We start from the raw sequence: 19,106 nt of genomic DNA, 5'->3' as shown, positions 1-19,106 counted from the left end.
CTGGTAGAGGGAAAACCCCGAGGTCCGAGTGTACCCTGCCGCAACCCTCGGTTACTAATCAGTCCTTGCGGACGACCTGACCGGTCTCGGGATCAAACCTCACCCCGATCGAGTCGTCGCCCTCATGGCCCATCATGGTGGTGTATCCCTCCATGACCAGGTCCCCGTCGTCGTCACGCAGGCTGTTCTTGGTGACCACGATGTCGGCGCCGAACCGTTCGTTGACCGACTCGACCTCCATGCGCGCCCACACCTTGTCGCCGGCGTAGAGCGGCTTGTGGTAAACGAACTTCTGGTCGACCTGCACGATCTGCATGGTCTCCATGCCCATGTCGACCACGCGGAAGAAATGCTGCTGCACCAGCAGCGCCATGGTGGAGATGAAGGTCAGCGGGGCGACCAGAGCACGGTGTCCGAGTTCGGCGGCGGCGTCCTCGTCGAAGGTGGCAGGGTCTTCGGCCTTGACCGCCTTGGCGTATTCGCGGACCTTCTCCCGCCCGACGATGAAATAGTCCGGATAGTCGTGGACCATCCCGCGGATATCCCTGTTCAGTGCCATCGGCTCGGGACCCGCCTACGCCAGCTTCGCCGAGGCCGTGGCACGCCCGAAGATCTTCTTGCCCCCGGTGGTCGCCGACATCGCGATCGTCACCGACTTCGATTCGGGGTCCACCGACTTCACCCGGCCGGAGAACACGATCTCCGCACCCTTGCCGTCGTTGGGCACCGGCACCACCGCGGTGAACCGCACGTTGTACTCAGTCACCGCGCCCGGGTCGCCGACCCAATCGGTGATGTAGCCGCCGCCGATGCCCATGGTCAGCATGCCGTGGGCGATCGCGGTGTCCAGCCCGACCAGTTTCGCGATCTCGTCGTCCCAGTGGATCGGGTTGAGGTCGCCGGAGACGCCGGCGTAGTTGACCAGGTCCTGCCGGGTCAACGGAATCGTTTTCTCCGGCAACTGGTCACCGACCTGGACCGAACTGAACTCACGCAGTGCCATCGGAAAAGCCACTCTCCCCATCTTCTTCGCTACGCCCCGCGAGCGTGGTGTAGCTCTCCTGTACCACTTCGTCGTCCCGGTTGGTGACGATGTTCTTGGTGACGATGATGTCGGTGCCGTGCGCGGTGCGCAGCGAGTCGACGCTCACGTCGCAGTAAAGCTTGTCTCCGGCCACCACGGGTCGGTGATATTTGACCACCTGGTCGACCTGAACGATCTGAGCGTCGTTGAGGGAGACACCGACGTGGTCGAAGAACGCGATCTGGGCCTTGTAGACGAACACCGAGATGAACGTCAGCGGTGCCGGCAACGTCGCATAACCGCGTTCAGCCGCGATCGCTTCGTCCTGGAATATCGCGTCGGAGTTTTTGACCGCGAGGGTGAACTCGCGAATCTTTTCCCGCTCCACCTGGTAATGGTCGGGGTAGCGGTAGTGCTTCCCGACGAGCTCTTGAGATAGCGCCACGTTCTGCGATCCTACGGGTTTGGCGCCTTAGCGCGACTCGCGGTGCGGCTGATGCTTGCCGCAGTTGGGGCAGAACTTCTTCAGTTCCAGCCGGTCGGGGTCGTTGCGCCGGTTCTTCTTGGTGATGTAGTTGCGGTGCTTACACACGTCACAGGCCAAGGTGATCTTGGGCCGTACATCGGTACTGGAGGCCACGTCTGCTGTCCTCTTTCACACTTGGGGGTTGACTTGTAGCGATGGCCGGACTTGAACCGGCGACCTAACGATTATGAGTCGTTCGCTCTAACCACCTGAGCTACATCGCCTCGGGTACCCGCCGCCAGCCTGCCCGGCGTCACCGAGCCCCCTAACGGAATCGAACCGTTGACCTTTTCCTTACCATGGAAACGCTCTGCCGACTGAGCTAAGGGGGCCTTACCCGCTGGTCGCGCAGCGGGCCAGAAAAGAGGGTACCGTCTGGCCCCCATCCGCACCAAACCGCAGGTGACTACGCTGTGTTCATGGCTGATTCCGACCGCCTCTACTTCCGCCAGTTGCTCTCCGGACGTGACTACGCCGCCGGGGACCCGATCGCCACACAGATGCGCAACTTCTCCTACCTGCTCGGTGACCGGCAGACCGGCGAGGCGGTGGTGGTGGACCCGGCCTATGCCGCCGCCGATCTGGTCGACGCGGTCGAAGCCGACGGGATGCGCCTGACCGGGGTCCTGGTCAGCCACCATCACCCCGACCATGTCGGCGGGTCGATGATGGGCTTCGAGCTCAACGGCCTGGTGGAGTTGCTGGAACGGACCAGCGTGCCGGTCCACGTCAACAGCGCCGAAATCGACTGGGTGTCGCGGGTGACCGGGGTGGCCGTGGGTGACCTGACCGGCCACGAGCACGGCGACCGGATCACTGTCGGCGACATCCCGATCGAGCTGCTGCACACCCCGGGGCACACCCCGGGCAGCCAATGCTTCCTGCTCGACGGACGGTTGGTCGCCGGCGACACGTTGTTCCTCGACGGATGCGGCCGGACCGATTTTCCTGGCGGCGACTCCGACGAGATGTATCGCAGCCTGCAGAAAATCGCCGCGTTGCCGGGTGATCCCACGGTGTATCCGGGCCACTGGTACTCCACCGACCCCAGCGCGGCACTCTCGGAGGTCACCCGCAGCAACTATGTGTTCCGCCCCACCACCCTGGAACAGTGGCGCATGATGATGGGCGGCTGACCCCGGCTGTCAGCGTCGGCGGCGGTATGAGCGGAGGATGATTGTGACCAGGTGGCTTGACGACCGGTGGTATGACCTGACACACGCCGGGCCGGTGACGTGGTTGGCCATCGCGGTGTGGTTGACCCTGGTGCTGGCGCTGCTGGCGCTGCTGTTCGTGCTCAGCCAGCTGCGTAAGGCCCGTCAGCTGCGCGCCGAGGAGTCCCGGCCGGCGGCGGCGATGTTCATGGAGCCGCACCCCACCGACTGGCATCTGATCGAACTGGTGGTCCGCAACTTCGGCCAACGCACCGCCTACGACATCGGGTTCTCGTTCACCAGCCCGCCGACGGTGGCGGCCTACGAGAACGCCGCCGACGGTTTCGCCGACGTCGTGGAACTCGACCTCCCGGAGCGTCTGCCGAGCCTGGCGCCCGGGCAGGAGTGGCGGCTGGTCTGGGATTCGGCCCGCGACCGCGCCCAGATCGGTAGTCAGATCGAGTCGGTGTTCACCGGCACCCTCACCTATTACGACCGGCCCGCCGACGGCGGCGGCCGGTGGTGGCGGGGCCGGCGGTCGCGGCGCACACCGCTGCGCAGCGAGATTCTGCTGGACTGGACCGCGCTGCCGCCGACCCAACGCATCGAGTTGATGACCACCCACGACCTGGCCCGCCGGGAGAAGCAGAAGCTGGAGCTGCTGCGTGGGGTGCTCAGTTACTTTCACTACGCGGCCAAAGAGAACCGCCCCGAGGTGCTGCGCGAGGAGATCGACCGGATTGAGCACGCCGCCCGCGACGTCCAGGAACGCTGGCGCGACCAACAGGCCCCTCCGGCGCCCCAGGGCCCACCGCCCCCGCAGCAGGGGGTCGACCCCGACGCCACCGTGCGCCTCGACACCGCCGCGGCGGGCCGCCACCGCGGACTGCCCGAGACCCCTCCCCGACCCAGGAACGGTGACGATCCACGATGAATAACCCCGTCAGCTATCGCCGCGAGGACTCGATCGCGACGATCACCCTCGACGACGGCAAGGTCAACGCGCTCGGCCCGGCGATGCAGCAGGCCATCGGCGAGGCCCTCGACCAGGCGGACCGCGACGATGTCGGCGCGCTGGTGATCGCCGGCAACCAGCGGGTGCTCAGCGGCGGGTTCGACTTGAAAGTGCTGACCGGCGGCGACATTCAGGCGGGCATCGGCATGCTGCGCGGCGGGTTCGAGTTGGCCCACCGGTTGTTGTCGTACCCGAAACCGGTCGTGATCGCCTGCACCGGCCACGCCATCGCGATGGGGTCGTTCCTGTTGTGCTGCGGCGATCACCGGGTGGCGGCCCCGGCCTGCAACATCCAGGCCAACGAGGTCGCCATCGGGATGACGCTGCCGTATGCCGCGTTGGCGATCATGGAGTTGCGGCTCACCCCGTCGGCCTACCAGCAGGCGGTCGGGCTGGCCAAGGTGTACTTCGGGGAGGCTGCGCTGGCGGCCGGCTGGGTCGACGAGATCGTGCTGCCCGAGGTGGTGCTCGACCGCGCCGAGGAGGCCGCCCGGGAGTTCGCGGGGCTGCACCAGCGGGCCCACGCGGCCAGCAAGCTACGCGCTCGCGCCCGGGCGCTGGAGGCGTTGCGCGCCGGAATCGACGGCATCGAAGCCGAATTCGCGACCTGAGGAACCGCCTTACGGGCCGTCAGGCGTCGTCGGCGGGTGACTCGGGATGCCCGTCTCGGGATGAACCTCGGGATGCACCTCGGGTTGCACCTCGGGATGCACATAGTGCGATCGATCGAACATGCGCAGATAGGCCGGCCAGTCCCAGGTCGTGAGGAATTCCTGCATCGCGGCGTAGCCGTTGTCGCACAGTTGCTCCAGCCGCGCGCGGGACACCCCGAAATCGAGCACACCGATGTCGGTGGGGTTGACCCGGATCGCGCGCACGTTGACCCACGGCTGGGTGAGGTAGGCGTGATCGTGGCCGACCAGGATGGTCGTGATCAGGTTCTCCAGCAGCGAGGCATGATCGAAGAGCCGCAAGGGTTTCAAGACCGGCACCAGTTCTTCGATCCCGCCCGGGCCGGCGCTGAGTTCGGGCATCACCGTGATCCCGAACGTCGGCCACAACGGTGCGCGACCGTCCCGACGGTCGAACGAGTACACCGGAAAATTCGACAGCACGCCGCCATCCACCAGGGTCGACATCCGGCCGTCGACGCTGCGCAGGGTGACGGGCCGGAAGAAGAACGGCACCGCCATCGACGCGCGCACCGCATCGGCGACGGACTGCTCGTCGGGATCCAGGCCGTAGACCCGCCGGTAATCCCACGGCAGGCGCACCAACTGCCCGGTGGTCACATCAGCGACGTTGACCACCGCCCGGTAGCGGCGCTCCGGTAGCAGCGCATCGCCGTCGTAACGCAGATCCCCCCAGGTCCGCACGCCGAGGTTGGCCAACTCGCCGCGGATCCAGTCGTGGGCAACATCGCCGCGATAGAGCGCGGAGTCGCGCAGCAACCCCCAGGCCTGCCCGACCAGGGGCAGCGGGCCGGCGTCACGCCATCGCCGCAGCGGCACCGACAGCGCCAGCTCCTTGATCTCCGCCGGGGTCAGCTGATCGCCCACCGACGCGGCCGCCAGCACCGTACCCACCACGGAGCCGCCGGAGACCCCGGCAACCCGCTCGACGGAGTATCCGGCTTCCATCAGCGCGACGACGGCGCCGACCAACCCGATGAATCGCACGCCGCTGCCGGACAGGACCAGATCGGCCCGCAGCGGCGAGCCCGCAGATGCCTCGGCCGGTGCCACGGTTGTCGATGCTAACTCGGCCGCCCCGCGCCCGTGACCGCTATCACCGGTTATCGCCGGTTACCGCTCGGCGGCGGAAACCCACTCATAGGGAAGGAATTTGCCGTCGAAGGTCACCACCACCCGATCCCCGCTGGGATGGGGTTTTTTCTGCAGGTCGACGCTCATGTTGATCGCGCTCATGATGCCGTCGCCGAACTGTTCGTGGATCAGTTCCTTGATCGCCGTGCCGTAGACCTGCACCGCCTCGTAGAACCGGTAGATCGTCGGATCGGTCGGCACCGGGGAATCCAGGGCGCCCCGCATCGGCACCGCGGCGAGCACCGGCACCGCCGCCGCGTCGAGTCCGAGCGTGTCCACCACGATTTTGGCGGCCTCCACCGGCAGCGGATGCTGACCCAACAGCGCCGAGGTGGTCCACACGACCGGGCGGCCGATGGCGTCGGCCAGGTCCTGCCAGCTCAGCCCCGCCTGCAGCCGGGCCACCACGATCTGTTCGGTGATGTCGTTTCTGTTCATGCCTTCCAGCATGCGCCCTCCCGGATCGGTACGGTGGTCGGCAATGTCCACCGTGGTGCCTTCGCTGCCGTCGTCCACCGCCGTGGGGCGCCGTGGCCGGCTCGCCTCGCTGCTGGTGGCGCTTGTCGGTGTGCTGCTGGTGTTCGCCGGCTGCGGCAGCGCCGCGGAGAATCCGCCGACGTCGGGTGAGGGCCCGCCGCAGCTGCAGTTCCAGGCGACCACCCTCGACGGCGACGCCTTCGACGGCGCCACCCTGCGCGGCACCCCCGCGGTGTTCTGGTTCTGGGCGCCGTGGTGCCCGACCTGTCAGCGGGAAGCCCCGATGGTCGGCGCCGCGGCCGACGCCCACCCAACGGTGACGTTCGTCGGGGTCGCCTCCGCCAGCCAGCCGCCGGCGATGCGGGAGTTCGTCGAGAAGTACTCGCTGGGGCAGATGACCCACCTGGCCGACACCGACGCCACGGTGTGGAAGAAGTTCGGCGTCACCGCGCAGCCGGCGTTCGCGTTCGTCACCGCCGACGGCGAGGTCAGCGTCGTCAAAGGCGAACTCTCCGCCGACGACCTCGACCAGCGGGTGGCGGCGCTGACCGGATCGTGATCGACACCGCGGCCCTGGGCCTGGCGTTGGGTGCCGGCCTGGTCGCCGCCCTCAACCCGTGCGGTTTCGCCTTTCTGCCCGGCTATCTGATGCTGGTGATCGCCGGCGGCGCCCAGCCGCGATCCCAGCCGGCCGCACTGACCCGGGCGGCAGCGGCCACGGTGACCATGGCCGCCGGGTTCCTCACCGTCTTCGGCGTCTTCGGGTTGCTGATCGCACCGCTGGTCGTCTCCGCGGAGAAGTATCTGCCGCTGGCCACGATCGGGATCGGGGTGATGCTGATCGGTGTGGGCGCCTGGCTGCTGTCGGGTCGGGATTTCACGGTGCTCATGCCCAACCCGGTCGGTGAGCGTGCTCCGGGCGCGGGCCTGCGGTCGATGTACGGCTACGGCGTGGCGTACGCGACGGCGTCGCTGTGCTGCACCATCGCCCCGTTCCTCGCGGTCGTGGGCACCGCGTTCCAGCAGGGCTCCGTCGTCACCGGTCTGCTGGCCTTTCTCGCCTACGCCGCGGGGATGACGATCACGGTGGGTCTCGCGGCGCTGGCGGTGGCGTTGGCCGGTGCGTCGGCGGCCGCCGCGCTGCGCCGGGTGCTGCCGCACATCAACCGGATCGTCGGGGCGGTGGTGCTGCTCACCGGGCTCTACGTCGCCTACTACGGCTACTACGAGGCGCGGATGTTCTTCACCGACTCCACCCCCGACGACGACCCCGTCATCGGCGCGGCCGCCGCGGTCCAAGGCTGGCTGGCCGGGCTGGTCGACGCCGTGGGGGTGTGGCCGCTGCTGGCGGGTCTGGCGGCGCTCGTGGCGCTCGCCGCGGTGCGGTGGCCCCGGCGAGACGGCGCCGCGCGCAGCGACTGACCGACGTCGCACCCGCACCCTAGCGAGTCACCCCAGTCCGATATTAATATTTCGGATGTCCAAACTTTTTGTTGAGGAAGGGTGGCATATGGAGTCGGTCGTGATGGTGCGCAGCGCCCGATGACCGCGCCGGTCTGGATGGCGGCGCCGCCGGAGGTGCACTCCACGTTGCTGCACTCCGGGCCCGGCCCGGCCGCACTGCTCACCGCCGCCGACTCCTGGGCCGCGCTGAGCACCAGCTACGCGGAGGCGGCCGCGGACCTCGAAGCGGTGCTGGCGGGCGTGCAGGCTGAGGCATGGCAGGGCTCCACCGCGACGATCTACCGCGGCGCACACCTGCCCTACCAGGCATGGCTGCAGCAGGCCAGCCTCGACGCCGCGACAGCCGCCGGGCGCCACGACGCCGCCGCGGCGGCCTACACCACCGCGCTCGCCGCGATGCCGACCCCACCGGAGTTGACCGCCAACCACGCCGTGCACGCCACGCTGGTGGCGACGAACTTCTTTGGGATCAACACCATTCCGATCGCGGTCAACGAGGCCGACTACGTGCGGATGTGGGTGCAGGCGGCGACCACCATGAGCCTCTACCAGGTCGCCAGCGAAACGGCCCTGGCGGCGATGCCGGCCACCACGCCCGCTCCACCGATCCTGCGCGCCGAGACCACACCGGCCGAGCCCACCGAGCCGTCGCCGGCCAACCCGCTGCAGCCGCTGCTCGATGCGCTGGAGCCGTTGCTGAAAAGCCTCGGGATCGAGAACTCCCAGACCGCGCATCAGCCGATGATCTCCAACGCCCTCACCGATGTGGTGGCCCGCGTCCTCGACGTGTTCGGAGTGCACTGGGATCCCGCCGCCGGGCTGCTCAACGGCAACCCGTACGACTACTACTGGAATGCGGCCGAACCGATCTGGTATCTGGCCCGCTCGCTGGAGCTGTTCGAAAACGCCTTGGAGTTCGGCCAGAACCCGGCGCAGGCGCTGCAGTCGATGCAGTATCTGGTCGCGGTGGCCCTGTTCGACTGGCCCACCCACGTCGCGCAGATGATCACCGCGATCAGCCAGTCGCCGCAGTTGCTGCTCGCGGTGGCCGGCGCCGCGCTCGCCCCGGTCACCGCCGGCGGCGGGCTGGCGGGGTTGGCGGGCCTGGCCGCCCTGGCGCCGCCCGCTCCGCCGGCGACGCTGCCGCTGCCGACCGACCTGCCCGCCGACTGGACCCCGCCCGCGGCCGCCGGCGCTCCGGTGGCCGCCCCGGGAACACCGGCGCCGGCGCCCGGTTCGGCACCCGCCGGCCCGGCACCGGCACCGGCCTCCGGCGGGCCGCCGCCGTCGGCACCGCCCGCGACCGGCGCGGCGACGGTCGTGCCGCCGTTCGTCGCCGGGCCGCCGCGCATCGACATCGATTCGGGGATGCGTACCGGGGCCGGCACACCGCGGCAGGCCCGCGAACCCGACGGCGCCGCGGCCGCCGCGGCAGCACGGGCGGCGACCGCCGCGGCACGTCGTGCCCGCCGGCGTCGCCACGCCACCCGACACGACCACGGCAACGAAACCGTCGACATGACCGTCGAGGTCGAACCGCAGTGGGCCGGGCCGGCCGCGACCGGCCCCGCCACGACCACCACGGCCTCCGAGCGGGGTTCGGCCACGGTGGGCATGCCCGGAACCGCCGCGACCGTCGAACCGATCGCGGCATCCGGGCTCACCCGGGCGGCCGGCCAACCCCACCCCGAAGACGACACCGCCGGCGGCCGGATGCCGCTGCTGCCGGGGACCTGGGGCTAACCGGCGGGCCCGGCGCTGTCGGGTTTCGTGGCGGTCACCAGATGCGTTGGCGCCCAAGGACCGCCGTACCACATGCGCCACCCCAGATTGCGGCGCAGCACCCGCTGCCAACCCAGTTCACCGAGTCGGTGGGCGTGACGGTCGGTGCCCCACAGGTCGGCGATCGCCAGCCGCCCACCGGGACGCAGCACCCGCACCGCCTCGTGCAGGGCGGCCAGCCGGCCCTCCTCGCCAGGAATGTTGTGGATCGCCAGGTTGGAGACCACGACGTCGATGCTGGCGTCCTCCAGCGGCAGCGCGGTCATGTCGGCGGTGCGCACCTCCACCCGGTCGGCGACCCCTTCCAGGGCTGCATTGGCCAAGGTGGTCTGCGGGGTGTTGCCGGTCTGGTCGGCCTGCCACAGATCCACACCGATCGCATGGCCGGTGGTGAGCCGCGCTGCCGCGGCGCACAGCACCGCACCGCGGCCACAGCCCATGTCGAGCACGGTCTCGTCGCCGGTGAGCGCGAGCGCATCGAGGATCTCCGCCCACACCGCGAACTTGCCGCGCCGGGTGGCGTGCAGATACAGCCCGGCCTGACCGCACAGCCCCGCGTCCAGCGCCGCCGCCACCGCCGCCCGCCCCCAGCGGGATCGTGACGCGCTGCGCAGGGCGTATCCGCCCAGGCCGACCGCCGCGACGGTCAGCGCCGCGGCCTGTCCGCGCGCCGACACCGTGTGAAACGACCCGTCGATCCCGTACTGCCCGCGCGGGGCCGTGCTGGCTGCCATGGGCCCATTGTCGCACCGGCTCCCACCGGGATTACGCCGCCGATACGGAAGTCCGCCTACACCGGCACCACGTCGATCAGGGCCTCCAGTCCACGGAATTCGTCGACGTTGCGTGTGTAGAGCCTGGCCGAGTGTGCATGGGCGGTTGCCGCAATGAGCAGATCCATCGAGCGGGCACGTGGCTGCCGCCCGGCGTCGAGCACCGCAGCGCCGATCTGCCCGAAGCTCGCGGCCACAGCGCCATCGACCGGCAGCGCGTCGAAGGACCGTTGCAGCACCAGCAGTCGACGTAACCGTTCGGCCCGAACCGTGCGTTGCGCGGCCGCCAGGACACCAAAATGCAGCTCGGCCAGTGTTACAGCGCTGATCGCGAGGTCTCCGTCCAGTGGACCGACATCCGTGGCGACGACCACGCTCGTGTCCAGCAGAGCCTTCACCGGGGCCCGTTCGAACCGTCCATCACTGCTGTGAAGGCCAACACCTGCCCGAAACGCGCGGTCAGCCGGGGCGTGGCGGTGTATTCGGTCACGGTGCTCATCCTCCCGATCTGTCTGCCAGCCGGGCATGAGGTCTCGCCGGCCGGGCCGCGGTTCGGTGTCGGGGCGAGGTCCTAAGGTGGGCGATGTGCCGCTCCATCTGCACCGCGCCGAGCGCACCGACCTGCTCGCCGAGCGGCTCGGTGCGCTGCTGGCGGTCCCGCCCACCGACCCGTTCGCCACCGATGTGGTGATGGTGCCGGCCCGCGGCGTGGAACGGTGGCTGTCCCAGCGTCTTTCGCATCTGCTGGGCGCCATCGGCGGCGACGGGGTCTGCGCCGGTGTGCAATTCCGGTCCCCGGCGTCGTTGATCGCCGAGCTCACCGTGCACACCGGGATCGACGGTCCCGAGCGGGCCGACCCGTGGTCACCGGAGGCACTGACCTGGCCGCTGCTGGCGGTCATCGACGCCCACTGCGATCAGCCGTGGTGCCGCATTCTCGCCGCCCACCTGGGCCACTTCGACGACGGCGCGGAGGCGCTGCTGCGGCGCGGCCGCCGCTACGCGGTGGCGCGCCGGCTGGCCGGGCTGTTCGCCTCCTACGCCCGGCAGCGCCCGCACCTGCTGGTCGACTGGCTCGACGGTGCGGACACCGATGGCGCCGGCGGTCCCCTCGACGAGGACCTGGCCTGGCAGCCGCCGCTGTGGCGGGCCCTGGTCGCTCTGGTCGCCGTGGACGGGGTCGTCCCCCCGCATCGGCGCCACCAGCAGATGCTCGACCGGCTGCGCGCCGCGGCGCTGCCCGCGGTGCCCGCCCGGCTGTCGCTGTTCGGGCACACCCGGCTGGCGGTCACCGATGTGGAACTGCTGACCGCGTTGGCCACCCACCACGAGCTGCACCTGTGGCTGCCGCACCCCTCCGACGCGCTGTGGCGTCAGATGCAGGACATGGCGACGGGACCCGCGGTGGCGCGCCGCGACGATCCCAGTGCCACGGTCACCGCCCATCCCCTGCTGACCACGCTGGGCCGCGACGCGCGCGAGCTGCGCCGCGCCCTGCCGACGGCAGCGACCGACGACTATCTCGGGCCGGCACCCGCCGCCGACACTCTGCTGGGGTGGCTGCAGTCCGACATCGCCGCCAACGCGGTGCGCCCGGCCGGGCGCCACCACCGCGCCGGGGACCGCTCGGTGCAGGTGCACTCCTGTCACGGCGCGGCCCGGCAGGTCGACGTGCTGCGCGAGGTGCTGCTGGGCCTGCTCCACGACGACCCGTCCCTGCAGCCCCGCGACATCGTGGTGATGTGCCCGGACATCGAGACCTACGCCCCGCTGATCGCCGCCGGGTTCGGTCTCGGCGAGCTCGCCGGGGAGAACCATCCGGCGCATCTGCTGCGCGTGCAGCTCGCCGATCGGGCGCTGCACCAGACCAATCCGCTGCTCGCGGTCGCCGCCGAACTGCTCGACCTCGCTGACGGGCGGGCCACCGCCTCGGCGGTGCTCAACCTGGCGCAGGCGCCGCCGGTACGGGGCCGGTTCGCCTTCACCGACGACGACATCGAGGTGATCACCGGCTGGGTGCAGCAGACCAACATCCGCTGGGGTTTCGACGCCGAGCATCGACGCCGTTACGGCCTCGGCGATTTCGTGCACAACACCTGGCGGTTCGGCTTGGACCGGATCCTGACCGGGGTGGCGATGTCGCAGGATTCGCAGGCCTGGCTGGGCACCGCGCTGCCGCTCGACGACGTCGGCAGCAACCGGGTGGAGTTGGCCGGTCGGCTCACCGAGTTCGTCGACCGGGTCCAGCGGGCCCTCGACTCGCTCACCGGCGCTCAGCCGTTGCCCGCGTGGCTGGCCGCGCTGACCGATGCGGTGGCCGCTCTGACCCGCGTCGACACCGACGACGGTTGGCAGCAAGGACAACTCGACCGCGAATTCGCCCAGGTGCTCACCGATGCCGGTGACCGCGCCGGGACCGACCTGCTGCTGCCCGACGTGCGGTCGCTTTTGGGCAACTGCCTGGCCGGGCGGCCCACCCGGGCGAATTTCCGCACCGGGTCGCTGACCGTGTGCACCATGGTGCCGATGCGGTCGGTGCCGCATCGGGTGGTCTGTCTGGTCGGCGTGGACGACGGGGTGTTCCCCCGGCTGGATCTGCCCGACGGCGACGACGTGTTGGCCCGTGCGCCGCGCACCGGTGAGCGCGACATCCGTTCCGAGGACCGCCAATTGCTGCTCGACGCGGTCTGCGCGGCCACCGAGACGCTGGTGATCACCTACACCGGCGCCGACGAGCACACCGGTAAGACCCAGCCGCCGGCGGTGCCACTGGCCGAGCTGCTCGACGCGTTGGACGCCACCACCGCCGAGCCGGTGCGCACCGCCGTGCTCACCGGTCACCCTCTGCAACCGTTCGACGCCGCCAACGTTCGCCCCGGAGCCCTGGGCATCCCCGACACCCCGTTCACCTTCGACCCGGTCGCGCTCACCGCCGCCGAGGCGGCGGCCGGGCGGCGCAGCGACCCGCCGGCGTTGTTCGGAGCCCGGCTGGCCACCCCGCCCGCCACCGACGTCGCGTTGACCGACCTGCTGGGTTTCTTCGCCGACCCGGTCAGGGGGTTCTTCCGGGCCCTGGATTTCGCCCTGCCGTACGAGGTCGACGGCGTCGACGACGCCATGCCCGTCGAGATCGACAACCTGGCCAAATGGTCCGTCGGAGACCGGATGTTGCACGACATGCTCGCCGGGATGCACCCCGATTCGGCGGCCAACGCCGAGTGGCGCCGCGGAACGCTGCCGCCCGGGCGCATCGGGATGCGCGCGGCCTGCGAGATCCGCGACCAGGCCCGCGGACTGGCCGAGGCGGCGCTGCCGCACCGGGTCGGCGATCCCGCCGGCTACGACGTCGACGTCGACCTCGGTGACGGCCGGCGCCTCAGCGGCACCGTGTCCCCCGTCTACGGTGAACGCACCGTGGCGGTGACCTACTCGCGGCTGGCCGCGAAACATCTGTTGCAGGCCTGGATCCCGCTGCTGGCGTTGGCGGCCGGCCATCCGGGACGGCAGTGGAGCGCGCTGTGCATCGGACGGGGTCGCGGCACCCGCGCCGCGCAGCGGCTGCTGGCGCCGTCGCCGGACCCGGCGGCCACCCTGGCCGAACTGGTCGCCTGCTACGACACCGGCCGGTGCGAACCGCTGCCGCTGCCGTTGAAGACGTCCTACGCCTGGGCCACCGCCCGGCGCAACGGCGACGACCCCGTTGCTGCGGCCGCCGCCGAATGGAACAACGGGAGGTTCCCCGGCGAGAACGACACCCCCGCGCACCGGATGGCGTGGGGCGCCGGCGCCGACCTGCAGCGCCTGCTCACCGCGCCGCGCCCCGAGGAGGCCCGGGCCGGGGAGGCAACCCGGCTGGGCGCGTTGGCGATGCGGGTGTGGACACCGCTGCTGGCCGCGGAGACGACGCTGTGAGCGCCGCGCCGTTCGAGCTGTCCGGCCCGCTACCCTCCCCCGGGTCCACCCTGGTGCTGGAGGCCAGCGCCGGCACCGGCAAGACGTTCGCGCTGGCGGGCCTGGTCACCCGGTACGTCGCCGACGGCCACGCCACCCTCGACCAGTTGCTGCTGATCACCTTCGGCCGGGTGGCCAGCCGGGAGTTGCGCGAGCGGGTGCGCGACCAGATCGCCGCCGCACTCGCGGTGCTCGAAGACCGGCGCAGCCCGGCCAACACATTCGAAACCCAGCTGCGCGACGTCGACGAGGCGGTGCGCGCCGAGCGGGTGCGCCGGCTTCGGGCGGCGCTGGCCGGGTTCGACGCCGCCACCATCGTCACCATCCACCAGTTCTGTTCGCTGGTGCTCAAATCGTTGGGGGTCGCCGGGGACACCGACCCATCGGTGACCCTGGTGGAGAGCCTCACCGATCTGGTCACCGAGATCGTCGACGACCTCTATCTGGCCCGGTTCGGCCACGACGAGAACCCGCCGGCGCTCACCCGCAACGAGGCCCTGGAGCTGGCGACCCGCGTCGTCGAGGACCCGGCCGCACAGCTGCGACCGCGTGATCCCGAGCCGGGCTCGGCGACCGCCGCGCGCCGGCAGTTCGCCCTGGAGGTGCTCGACGAGCTGGACCGGCGCAAACGCCGCCTGGGGGTGCTCGGCTACAACGACCTGCTGACCCGGCTGGCGGATTCGTTGAGCCAGGCCGGATCTGATGCCGCCGAACGGATGCGGCGGCGCTGGTCGATCGTGATGGTCGACGAGTTCCAGGACACCGACCCGGTGCAGTGGCAGGTCATCGACCGGGCGTTTCGCGGCCACTCCACGCTGGTGTTGATCGGTGACCCGAAACAGGCCATCTACGGGTTTCGCGGCGGCGACATCTACACCTATCTGGCCGCCGCCCGCAGCGCCGACGACCGGCGCACCCTGACCACCAACTACCGCAGCGACGCCGTGCTGGTCGACAGCCTGCAGGTGCTGCTCGGCGGTGCGCAGCTGGGCCACCCGGAGATCGTGGCGCAGCCGGTCGCGGCGGACCGGCCCGGTCACCGGCTCAGCGGGGCACCGCACAACGCGCCGGTGCGGCTGCGGGTCGTGGCCCGCGACACCGTGGGCGCCAGCGGAACCCAGACGGTGCCGATCTCGGTGCTGCGCGACCACATCCCCGCCGATCTGGCCGCCGACATCGGCGCATTGCTGGGCTCCGGGGCGCAGTTCGACGGCCGGCCGGTGCAAGCCGGTGACATCGCGGTCATCGTCGGTGCGCACGCCGACGCCCGGGCCTGCCGCGACGCACTGGTCGAGGCGGGCATCCCGGTGGTCTACACCGGCGACACCGACGTGTTCACCTCACCGGCCGCCCGGGACTGGCTGTGCCTGCTGGAGGCGTTCGACCAGCCGCACCGCAGCGCGCTGGTGCGGGCCGCGGCGTGCACCGCGTTCTTCGGGGAGACCGCCGAGACGTTGTCGCGCGAGGGCGACCTGCTCACCGACCGGGTCGCCGACACGCTGCGCGAGTGGACCGATCATGCCCGCAGCGCCGGGATCGCCGCGGTGCTCGAGGCCGCCCAACTCGCCGGGATGGGCCGGCGGGTGCTCAGCCGGCACGGCGGGGAACGGCTGATGACCGACCTGGTGCACGTCGGTCAGCTCCTGCAGGAGGCCGCCCACCGTGACCGGCTGGGGCTGCCCGGCCTGCGCGACTGGCTGCGCCGGCAGTGCGAGGAGCGCACCGGCGCCGCCGAACGCAACCGCCGGTTGGACAGCGACGCCGCGGCCGTGCAGATCATGACCGTGTTCGTCGCCAAGGGCCTGCAGTTCCCGATCGTGTACCTGCCGTTCGCGTTCAACCGGCACATCTTCCGCGACGAGATCCTGCTCTATCACGACACCGCCGACGGCGCCGACGTCCGCTGTCTACACCTCGGTGGGCGGCACGCCCCGGATCGGCGTGCGGTCAACGAGTTGCACCGGCTCGAGGCCGCCCGCGACAACATCCGGCTCACCTATGTCGCGTTGACCCGGGCGCAAAGCCAGGTGGTGGCGTGGTGGGCCCCGACCTACGACGAGGTCAACGGCGGGTTGTCGCGGCTGCTACGCGGCCGGCGCCGCGGCGAGGCGGAGGTCCCGGTGGCCTGCGAGCGCGCCGTCACCGACGCCGACGCGTGGGCGGTGTTCACCGACTGGCAACAGGCCGGGGCGCTGACGCTGGAGCCCTCGGTGGTGGGCCCGCCGGTCACCGCGCCCCGGCAGGAGGCCGACGGCCCGTTCGCGGTGCGCCACTTCGATCGCGCGATCGACCTCGGGTGGCGGCGCACCTCCTATTCGGCGTTGCTGCGCCACGCCGAGCAGGCCGGAACCGCCGGGGTGCATTCGGAGCCGGAGGTCGCGGTGCGTTCCGACGAGCCCTTCGATGAACCCTTCGACGAACCCCAGATCGCCGCGGCCGCCACCGGCGTCGCCGACACTCCCGGTACCCAGATCCGTTCGCCGATGGCCGATCTGCCACGCGGGGCGGCGTTCGGGTCCCTGGTGCACGCCACGCTGGAGACCACCGACCCGACGGCAGCTGATCTGACAGCGGCGTTGCGCACCGAGATCGAACGGCACACCCAATGGTGGCCGATCGACGTTGCCCCCGCCGATCTGGCCGTCGCGTTGCTGCCGATGCAGGACACCCCCCTGGGGCCGCTGGCCGAGGATCTGACCCTGCGTCAGATCGGTCTTCAGGATCGGTTGTGCGAGTTGGATTTCGAGATCCCCCTGATGGGCGGTGACGGCCCAGACGGCCCGGAGTTGCGACTGGCCGACCTCGCCCCGCTGCTGCGTGAGCACCTGCCCGCCTCCGATCCGTTCGCCTGCTACGCCGACCGGCTGGCCTCAGAAGCCCTCGGCGGCCAATCGTTGCGCGGTTACCTGTCCGGGTCGATCGACGCCGTGCTGCGCCTGCCCGGCCCCCGCTATCTGGTGGTCGACTACAAGACCAACTTTCTGGGCGAGTCGGCGGGCGACTACGGCCCCGCGGCGCTGGTCGAGGCGATGCTGCACTCGGACTACCCGCTGCAGGCACTGCTGTATGCGGCGGTGGCACACCGGTTCCTGCGGTGGCGCCAGCCCGACTACAATCCGCGGCGCCACCTCGGCGGTGTGGTGTATCTGTTCCTACGCGGCATGTGCGGGCCCGACACCCCCCGCATCGACGACCATCCGACCGGGGTGTTCAGTTGGCTGCCGCCACCGGGATTGGTCACCGCCCTCTCGGAGTTGCTGCACCGCGGGCCGGTGGCGTCATGACCGCGACACCCGACGGCGCGACGCCGTGGACCGGGCCGGACTGGCGGATCGCCGCCGGAGCCGGCGGCGTGCTGCGGCAGTTCAACGACGCCGGGGTCCTGGAGACCGCCGACGTGCACACCGCCCAGCGCCTCACCGCCCTCGGCGCCGATCCCGATCCGTCGGTCGCACTCGCGGTGGCGCTGGCGGTGCGCGCACTGCGAGCCGGGTCGGTCTGCGTGGATCTGCACCGGGTGGCCGCCGAGGTCGCGGCCGCAGCACCCGGCGACGGTGTGGACCCGGCCACGCTGCCGTGGCCGGAGCCGCGGCAGTGGCTGGCGGCGATCACGGCCAGTCCCCTGGTGGCCGCGCAGGTGCTGCACGTCCACGACGACCGGCTGCTCTACCTGGATCGCTACTGGCGGGAGGAACAGCAGGTCTGCTCCGATCTGCTGGCGCTGTCCGCACCGCGACCGGTCAGCACCGACGCGGCCGCCTTCGACCGGTACTTCCCACCCGGACGCTACGGCGAGCAGCGCGCCGCCGCGGAGGTGGTGTTGGGGCAGTCGGTCACCGTGCTCACCGGCGGCCCGGGCACCGGCAAGACCACGATGGTGGCGCGACTGCTGGCGCTGCTGGCCGCGCAGGCTCAGCACGACGGGCGGGCCGGGCTGCGGATCGCGCTGGCCGCCCCGACCGGCAAGGCGGCCGCCCGACTCACCGAGGCGGTCGCGGAGAAGGTGGCCGAACTGTCGGCCGCGGACCGTGACCGGCTCGCCGGGTTGCAGGCCACCACCGTGCACGCGCTGCTGGGTTGGCGCCCGGGCAGCTCGGTGCGGTTCCGCCACGACCGGACCAACCGGTTGCCCTACGACGTCATCGTCATCGACGAGACCTCGATGGTGTCGCTGACGTTGATGGCGCGGCTGCTGGAGGCGGTGCGCCCCGACACCCGGCTGGTGCTGGTCGGTGACCCCGACCAGCTGGCCTCGGTCGAGGCCGGGGCGGTGCTCGCCGACCTCGTCGACGGGTTGACCGCCCGCCCCGACACCCGGGTGGCGACCCTGGCCACCTCCCACCGGTTCGGCGAGTCGATCGGGGCGCTGGCCAGCGCGATCCGGGACGGTGACGCCGATGCGGTGATGGGGCTGCTGGCCGCCGGCGGCGAGCACCTGGAGTGGATCGGCGCCGACGACGGCGTCGACCCGGCACCGCGGGTGCGCGCGGTGGTGGTGCCGCACGCGTTGGCGGTGCGCCGCGCCGCCGTGAGCGGCGACGCCGAGGCGGCCCTGGCGGCCCTCGACGCGCACCGGCTGCTGTGTGCGCACCGCAACGGCCCGCACGGGGTGGCGCACTGGAACCGGCAGATCCGCCGGTGGGTGGCCGAGCAGACCGACGACCCGGCGTGGGCGCCGTGGTACGCCGGTCAGCCGCTGCTGGTCACCGCCAACGACTACGGCCTGGGTGTGCGCAACGGCGACACCGGGGTGGTGGCGGTGCACGGTGAGGGGCTGCGCGCGGTGCTGGCGACGGCGAGCGGGCCACTGCCGGTGGCCACCAGCCGGCTCGCCGACGTGGAGACCATGTACGCGATGACGATCCACAAAAGCCAGGGCAGCCAGGTCGACGAGGTCAGCGTGCTGATGCCGCCGATGGAGTCGCGGCTTTTGACCCGGGAGCTGTTCTACACCGCGGTGACCCGCGCGCAGCACAAGGTCCGCATCGTCGGCTCCGAAGCCGCGATCCGCGCCGCGCTGCAACGCCGCGCCGTGCGGGCCAGCGGGCTGGCCGAGCGGCTGCGCACCACCTGAGCCGCCGCGCCACCGGGTCGAGTCGGGGGCTCTTTTCGCC

17 protein-coding genes and 2 tRNA genes are annotated in these 19,106 nt (G+C 71.0%); 9 read left to right on the top strand and 10 right to left on the bottom strand.

The window, feature by feature from the left end; genetic code table 11:
- Nucleotides 1-58 precede the first annotated feature (58 nt).
- The 6 genes from hadC to B8W67_RS01395 form a co-directional block, all read right to left on the bottom strand.
- Entirely contained in the window at nucleotides 59-559 is a 501-nt protein-coding gene (hadC, locus tag B8W67_RS01420) for a (3R)-hydroxyacyl-ACP dehydratase subunit HadC (protein WP_069392816.1), read from the bottom strand.
- Between the two features lie 15 nt (nucleotides 560-574).
- On the bottom strand, nucleotides 575-1,003 hold the full coding sequence (gene hadB, locus B8W67_RS01415) for a (3R)-hydroxyacyl-ACP dehydratase subunit HadB (protein WP_069392817.1): 429 nt from the start codon (nucleotides 1,001-1,003) through the stop codon (nucleotides 575-577).
- Nucleotides 990-1,469 carry a (3R)-hydroxyacyl-ACP dehydratase subunit HadA gene (gene hadA, locus B8W67_RS01410; RefSeq protein WP_069392818.1) on the bottom strand — a complete coding sequence of 160 codons (480 nt, stop codon included), beginning with the start codon at nucleotides 1,467-1,469 and terminating at the stop codon, nucleotides 990-992. Before hadA ends, hadB begins: the two co-directional genes overlap by 14 nt.
- A gap of 27 nt (nucleotides 1,470-1,496) precedes the next feature.
- Nucleotides 1,497-1,664, bottom strand: a complete 168-nt coding sequence (gene rpmG, locus B8W67_RS01405; protein WP_069392819.1) for a 50S ribosomal protein L33 — start codon at nucleotides 1,662-1,664, stop codon at nucleotides 1,497-1,499.
- 36 nt (nucleotides 1,665-1,700) lie between these two features.
- Nucleotides 1,701-1,774 (bottom strand) — tRNA-Met (locus B8W67_RS01400).
- 35 nt (nucleotides 1,775-1,809) lie between these two features.
- Nucleotides 1,810-1,882 (bottom strand) — tRNA-Thr (locus B8W67_RS01395).
- Between the two features lie 87 nt (nucleotides 1,883-1,969).
- On the opposite strand from B8W67_RS01395, the gene B8W67_RS01390 reads away from it, so the two are divergent.
- Genes B8W67_RS01390 through B8W67_RS01380 form a run of 3 tightly spaced genes read left to right on the top strand, consistent with a single transcriptional unit; the run spans nucleotide 1,970 to nucleotide 4,330 of the window.
- The gene (locus B8W67_RS01390; protein WP_069392835.1) at nucleotides 1,970-2,686 is read left to right on the top strand and encodes an MBL fold metallo-hydrolase; all 717 of its coding nucleotides are present in this window, start codon (nucleotides 1,970-1,972) and stop codon (nucleotides 2,684-2,686) included.
- Between the two features lie 37 nt (nucleotides 2,687-2,723).
- Complete coding sequence (locus B8W67_RS01385; protein WP_084228909.1) at nucleotides 2,724-3,638, top strand: DUF8453 domain-containing protein; 915 nt, start codon at nucleotides 2,724-2,726, stop codon at nucleotides 3,636-3,638.
- Nucleotides 3,635-4,330, top strand: coding sequence for a crotonase/enoyl-CoA hydratase family protein (locus B8W67_RS01380; protein WP_069392821.1), 696 nt, complete (start codon nucleotides 3,635-3,637; stop codon nucleotides 4,328-4,330). Before B8W67_RS01385 ends, B8W67_RS01380 begins: the two co-directional genes overlap by 4 nt.
- Nucleotides 4,331-4,339: 9 nt before the next feature.
- Here the strand turns inward: B8W67_RS01380 and B8W67_RS01375 are convergent, their stop codons facing one another.
- Nucleotides 4,340-5,464, bottom strand: coding sequence for a patatin-like phospholipase family protein (locus B8W67_RS01375; RefSeq protein ID WP_084228911.1), 1,125 nt, complete (start codon nucleotides 5,462-5,464; stop codon nucleotides 4,340-4,342).
- 60 nt (nucleotides 5,465-5,524) lie between these two features.
- Complete coding sequence (gene cynS, locus B8W67_RS01370; protein WP_443677263.1) at nucleotides 5,525-5,983, bottom strand: cyanase; 459 nt, start codon at nucleotides 5,981-5,983, stop codon at nucleotides 5,525-5,527.
- Nucleotides 5,984-6,047: 64 nt separating this feature from the next.
- Between cynS and B8W67_RS01365 the strand changes: the two genes are divergently transcribed.
- The 3 genes from B8W67_RS01365 to B8W67_RS21490 all read left to right on the top strand — a co-directional run bounded on the left by B8W67_RS01365 (nucleotide 6,048) and on the right by B8W67_RS21490 (nucleotide 9,229).
- Nucleotides 6,048-6,581 (top strand): redoxin family protein, encoded by a 534-nt coding sequence (locus B8W67_RS01365; RefSeq protein WP_372507455.1) that lies wholly within the window; start codon nucleotides 6,048-6,050, stop codon nucleotides 6,579-6,581.
- Nucleotides 6,578-7,444 carry a cytochrome c biogenesis CcdA family protein gene (locus B8W67_RS01360; RefSeq protein ID WP_085301952.1) on the top strand — a complete coding sequence of 289 codons (867 nt, stop codon included), beginning with the start codon at nucleotides 6,578-6,580 and terminating at the stop codon, nucleotides 7,442-7,444. The genes B8W67_RS01365 and B8W67_RS01360 overlap by 4 nt, the downstream gene beginning before the upstream one ends.
- A 120-nt stretch (nucleotides 7,445-7,564) precedes the next feature.
- Complete coding sequence (locus tag B8W67_RS21490; RefSeq protein WP_085301950.1) at nucleotides 7,565-9,229, top strand: PPE domain-containing protein; 1,665 nt, start codon at nucleotides 7,565-7,567, stop codon at nucleotides 9,227-9,229.
- Here the strand turns inward: B8W67_RS21490 and B8W67_RS01350 are convergent.
- Entirely contained in the window at nucleotides 9,226-10,002 is a 777-nt protein-coding gene (locus B8W67_RS01350) for a class I SAM-dependent methyltransferase (RefSeq protein WP_069392445.1), read from the bottom strand. The two genes, B8W67_RS21490 and B8W67_RS01350, sit on opposite strands and share 4 nt — an antisense overlap.
- A 56-nt stretch (nucleotides 10,003-10,058) precedes the next feature.
- Entirely contained in the window at nucleotides 10,059-10,439 is a 381-nt protein-coding gene (locus B8W67_RS01345) for a type II toxin-antitoxin system VapC family toxin (RefSeq protein WP_069392444.1), read from the bottom strand.
- A 187-nt stretch (nucleotides 10,440-10,626) separates the two neighbouring features.
- Here B8W67_RS01345 and recC point away from each other — a divergent pair, with 187 nt between their 5' ends.
- Genes recC through recD form a run of 3 tightly spaced genes read left to right on the top strand, consistent with a single transcriptional unit; the run spans nucleotide 10,627 to nucleotide 19,066 of the window.
- Nucleotides 10,627-13,953 carry an exodeoxyribonuclease V subunit gamma gene (gene recC / locus B8W67_RS21205; RefSeq protein WP_085302031.1) on the top strand — a complete coding sequence of 1,109 codons (3,327 nt, stop codon included), beginning with the start codon at nucleotides 10,627-10,629 and terminating at the stop codon, nucleotides 13,951-13,953.
- Nucleotides 13,950-17,276, top strand: a complete 3,327-nt coding sequence (gene recB / locus B8W67_RS01335) for an exodeoxyribonuclease V subunit beta (RefSeq protein WP_085302029.1) — start codon at nucleotides 13,950-13,952, stop codon at nucleotides 17,274-17,276. The genes recC and recB overlap by 4 nt, the downstream gene beginning before the upstream one ends.
- Nucleotides 17,273-19,066, top strand: coding sequence for an exodeoxyribonuclease V subunit alpha (gene recD / locus B8W67_RS01330; RefSeq protein ID WP_085301948.1), 1,794 nt, complete (start codon nucleotides 17,273-17,275; stop codon nucleotides 19,064-19,066). Before recB ends, recD begins: the two co-directional genes overlap by 4 nt.
- Nucleotides 19,067-19,106 lie beyond the last annotated feature (40 nt).

Origin of the sequence: Mycolicibacillus koreensis (assembly GCF_002104795.1) — a bacterium.
Taxonomy (GTDB): Bacteria; Actinomycetota; Actinomycetes; order Mycobacteriales; family Mycobacteriaceae; genus Mycobacterium; species Mycobacterium koreense.
This window is presented reverse-complemented; position numbering and strand designations above follow the sequence as displayed.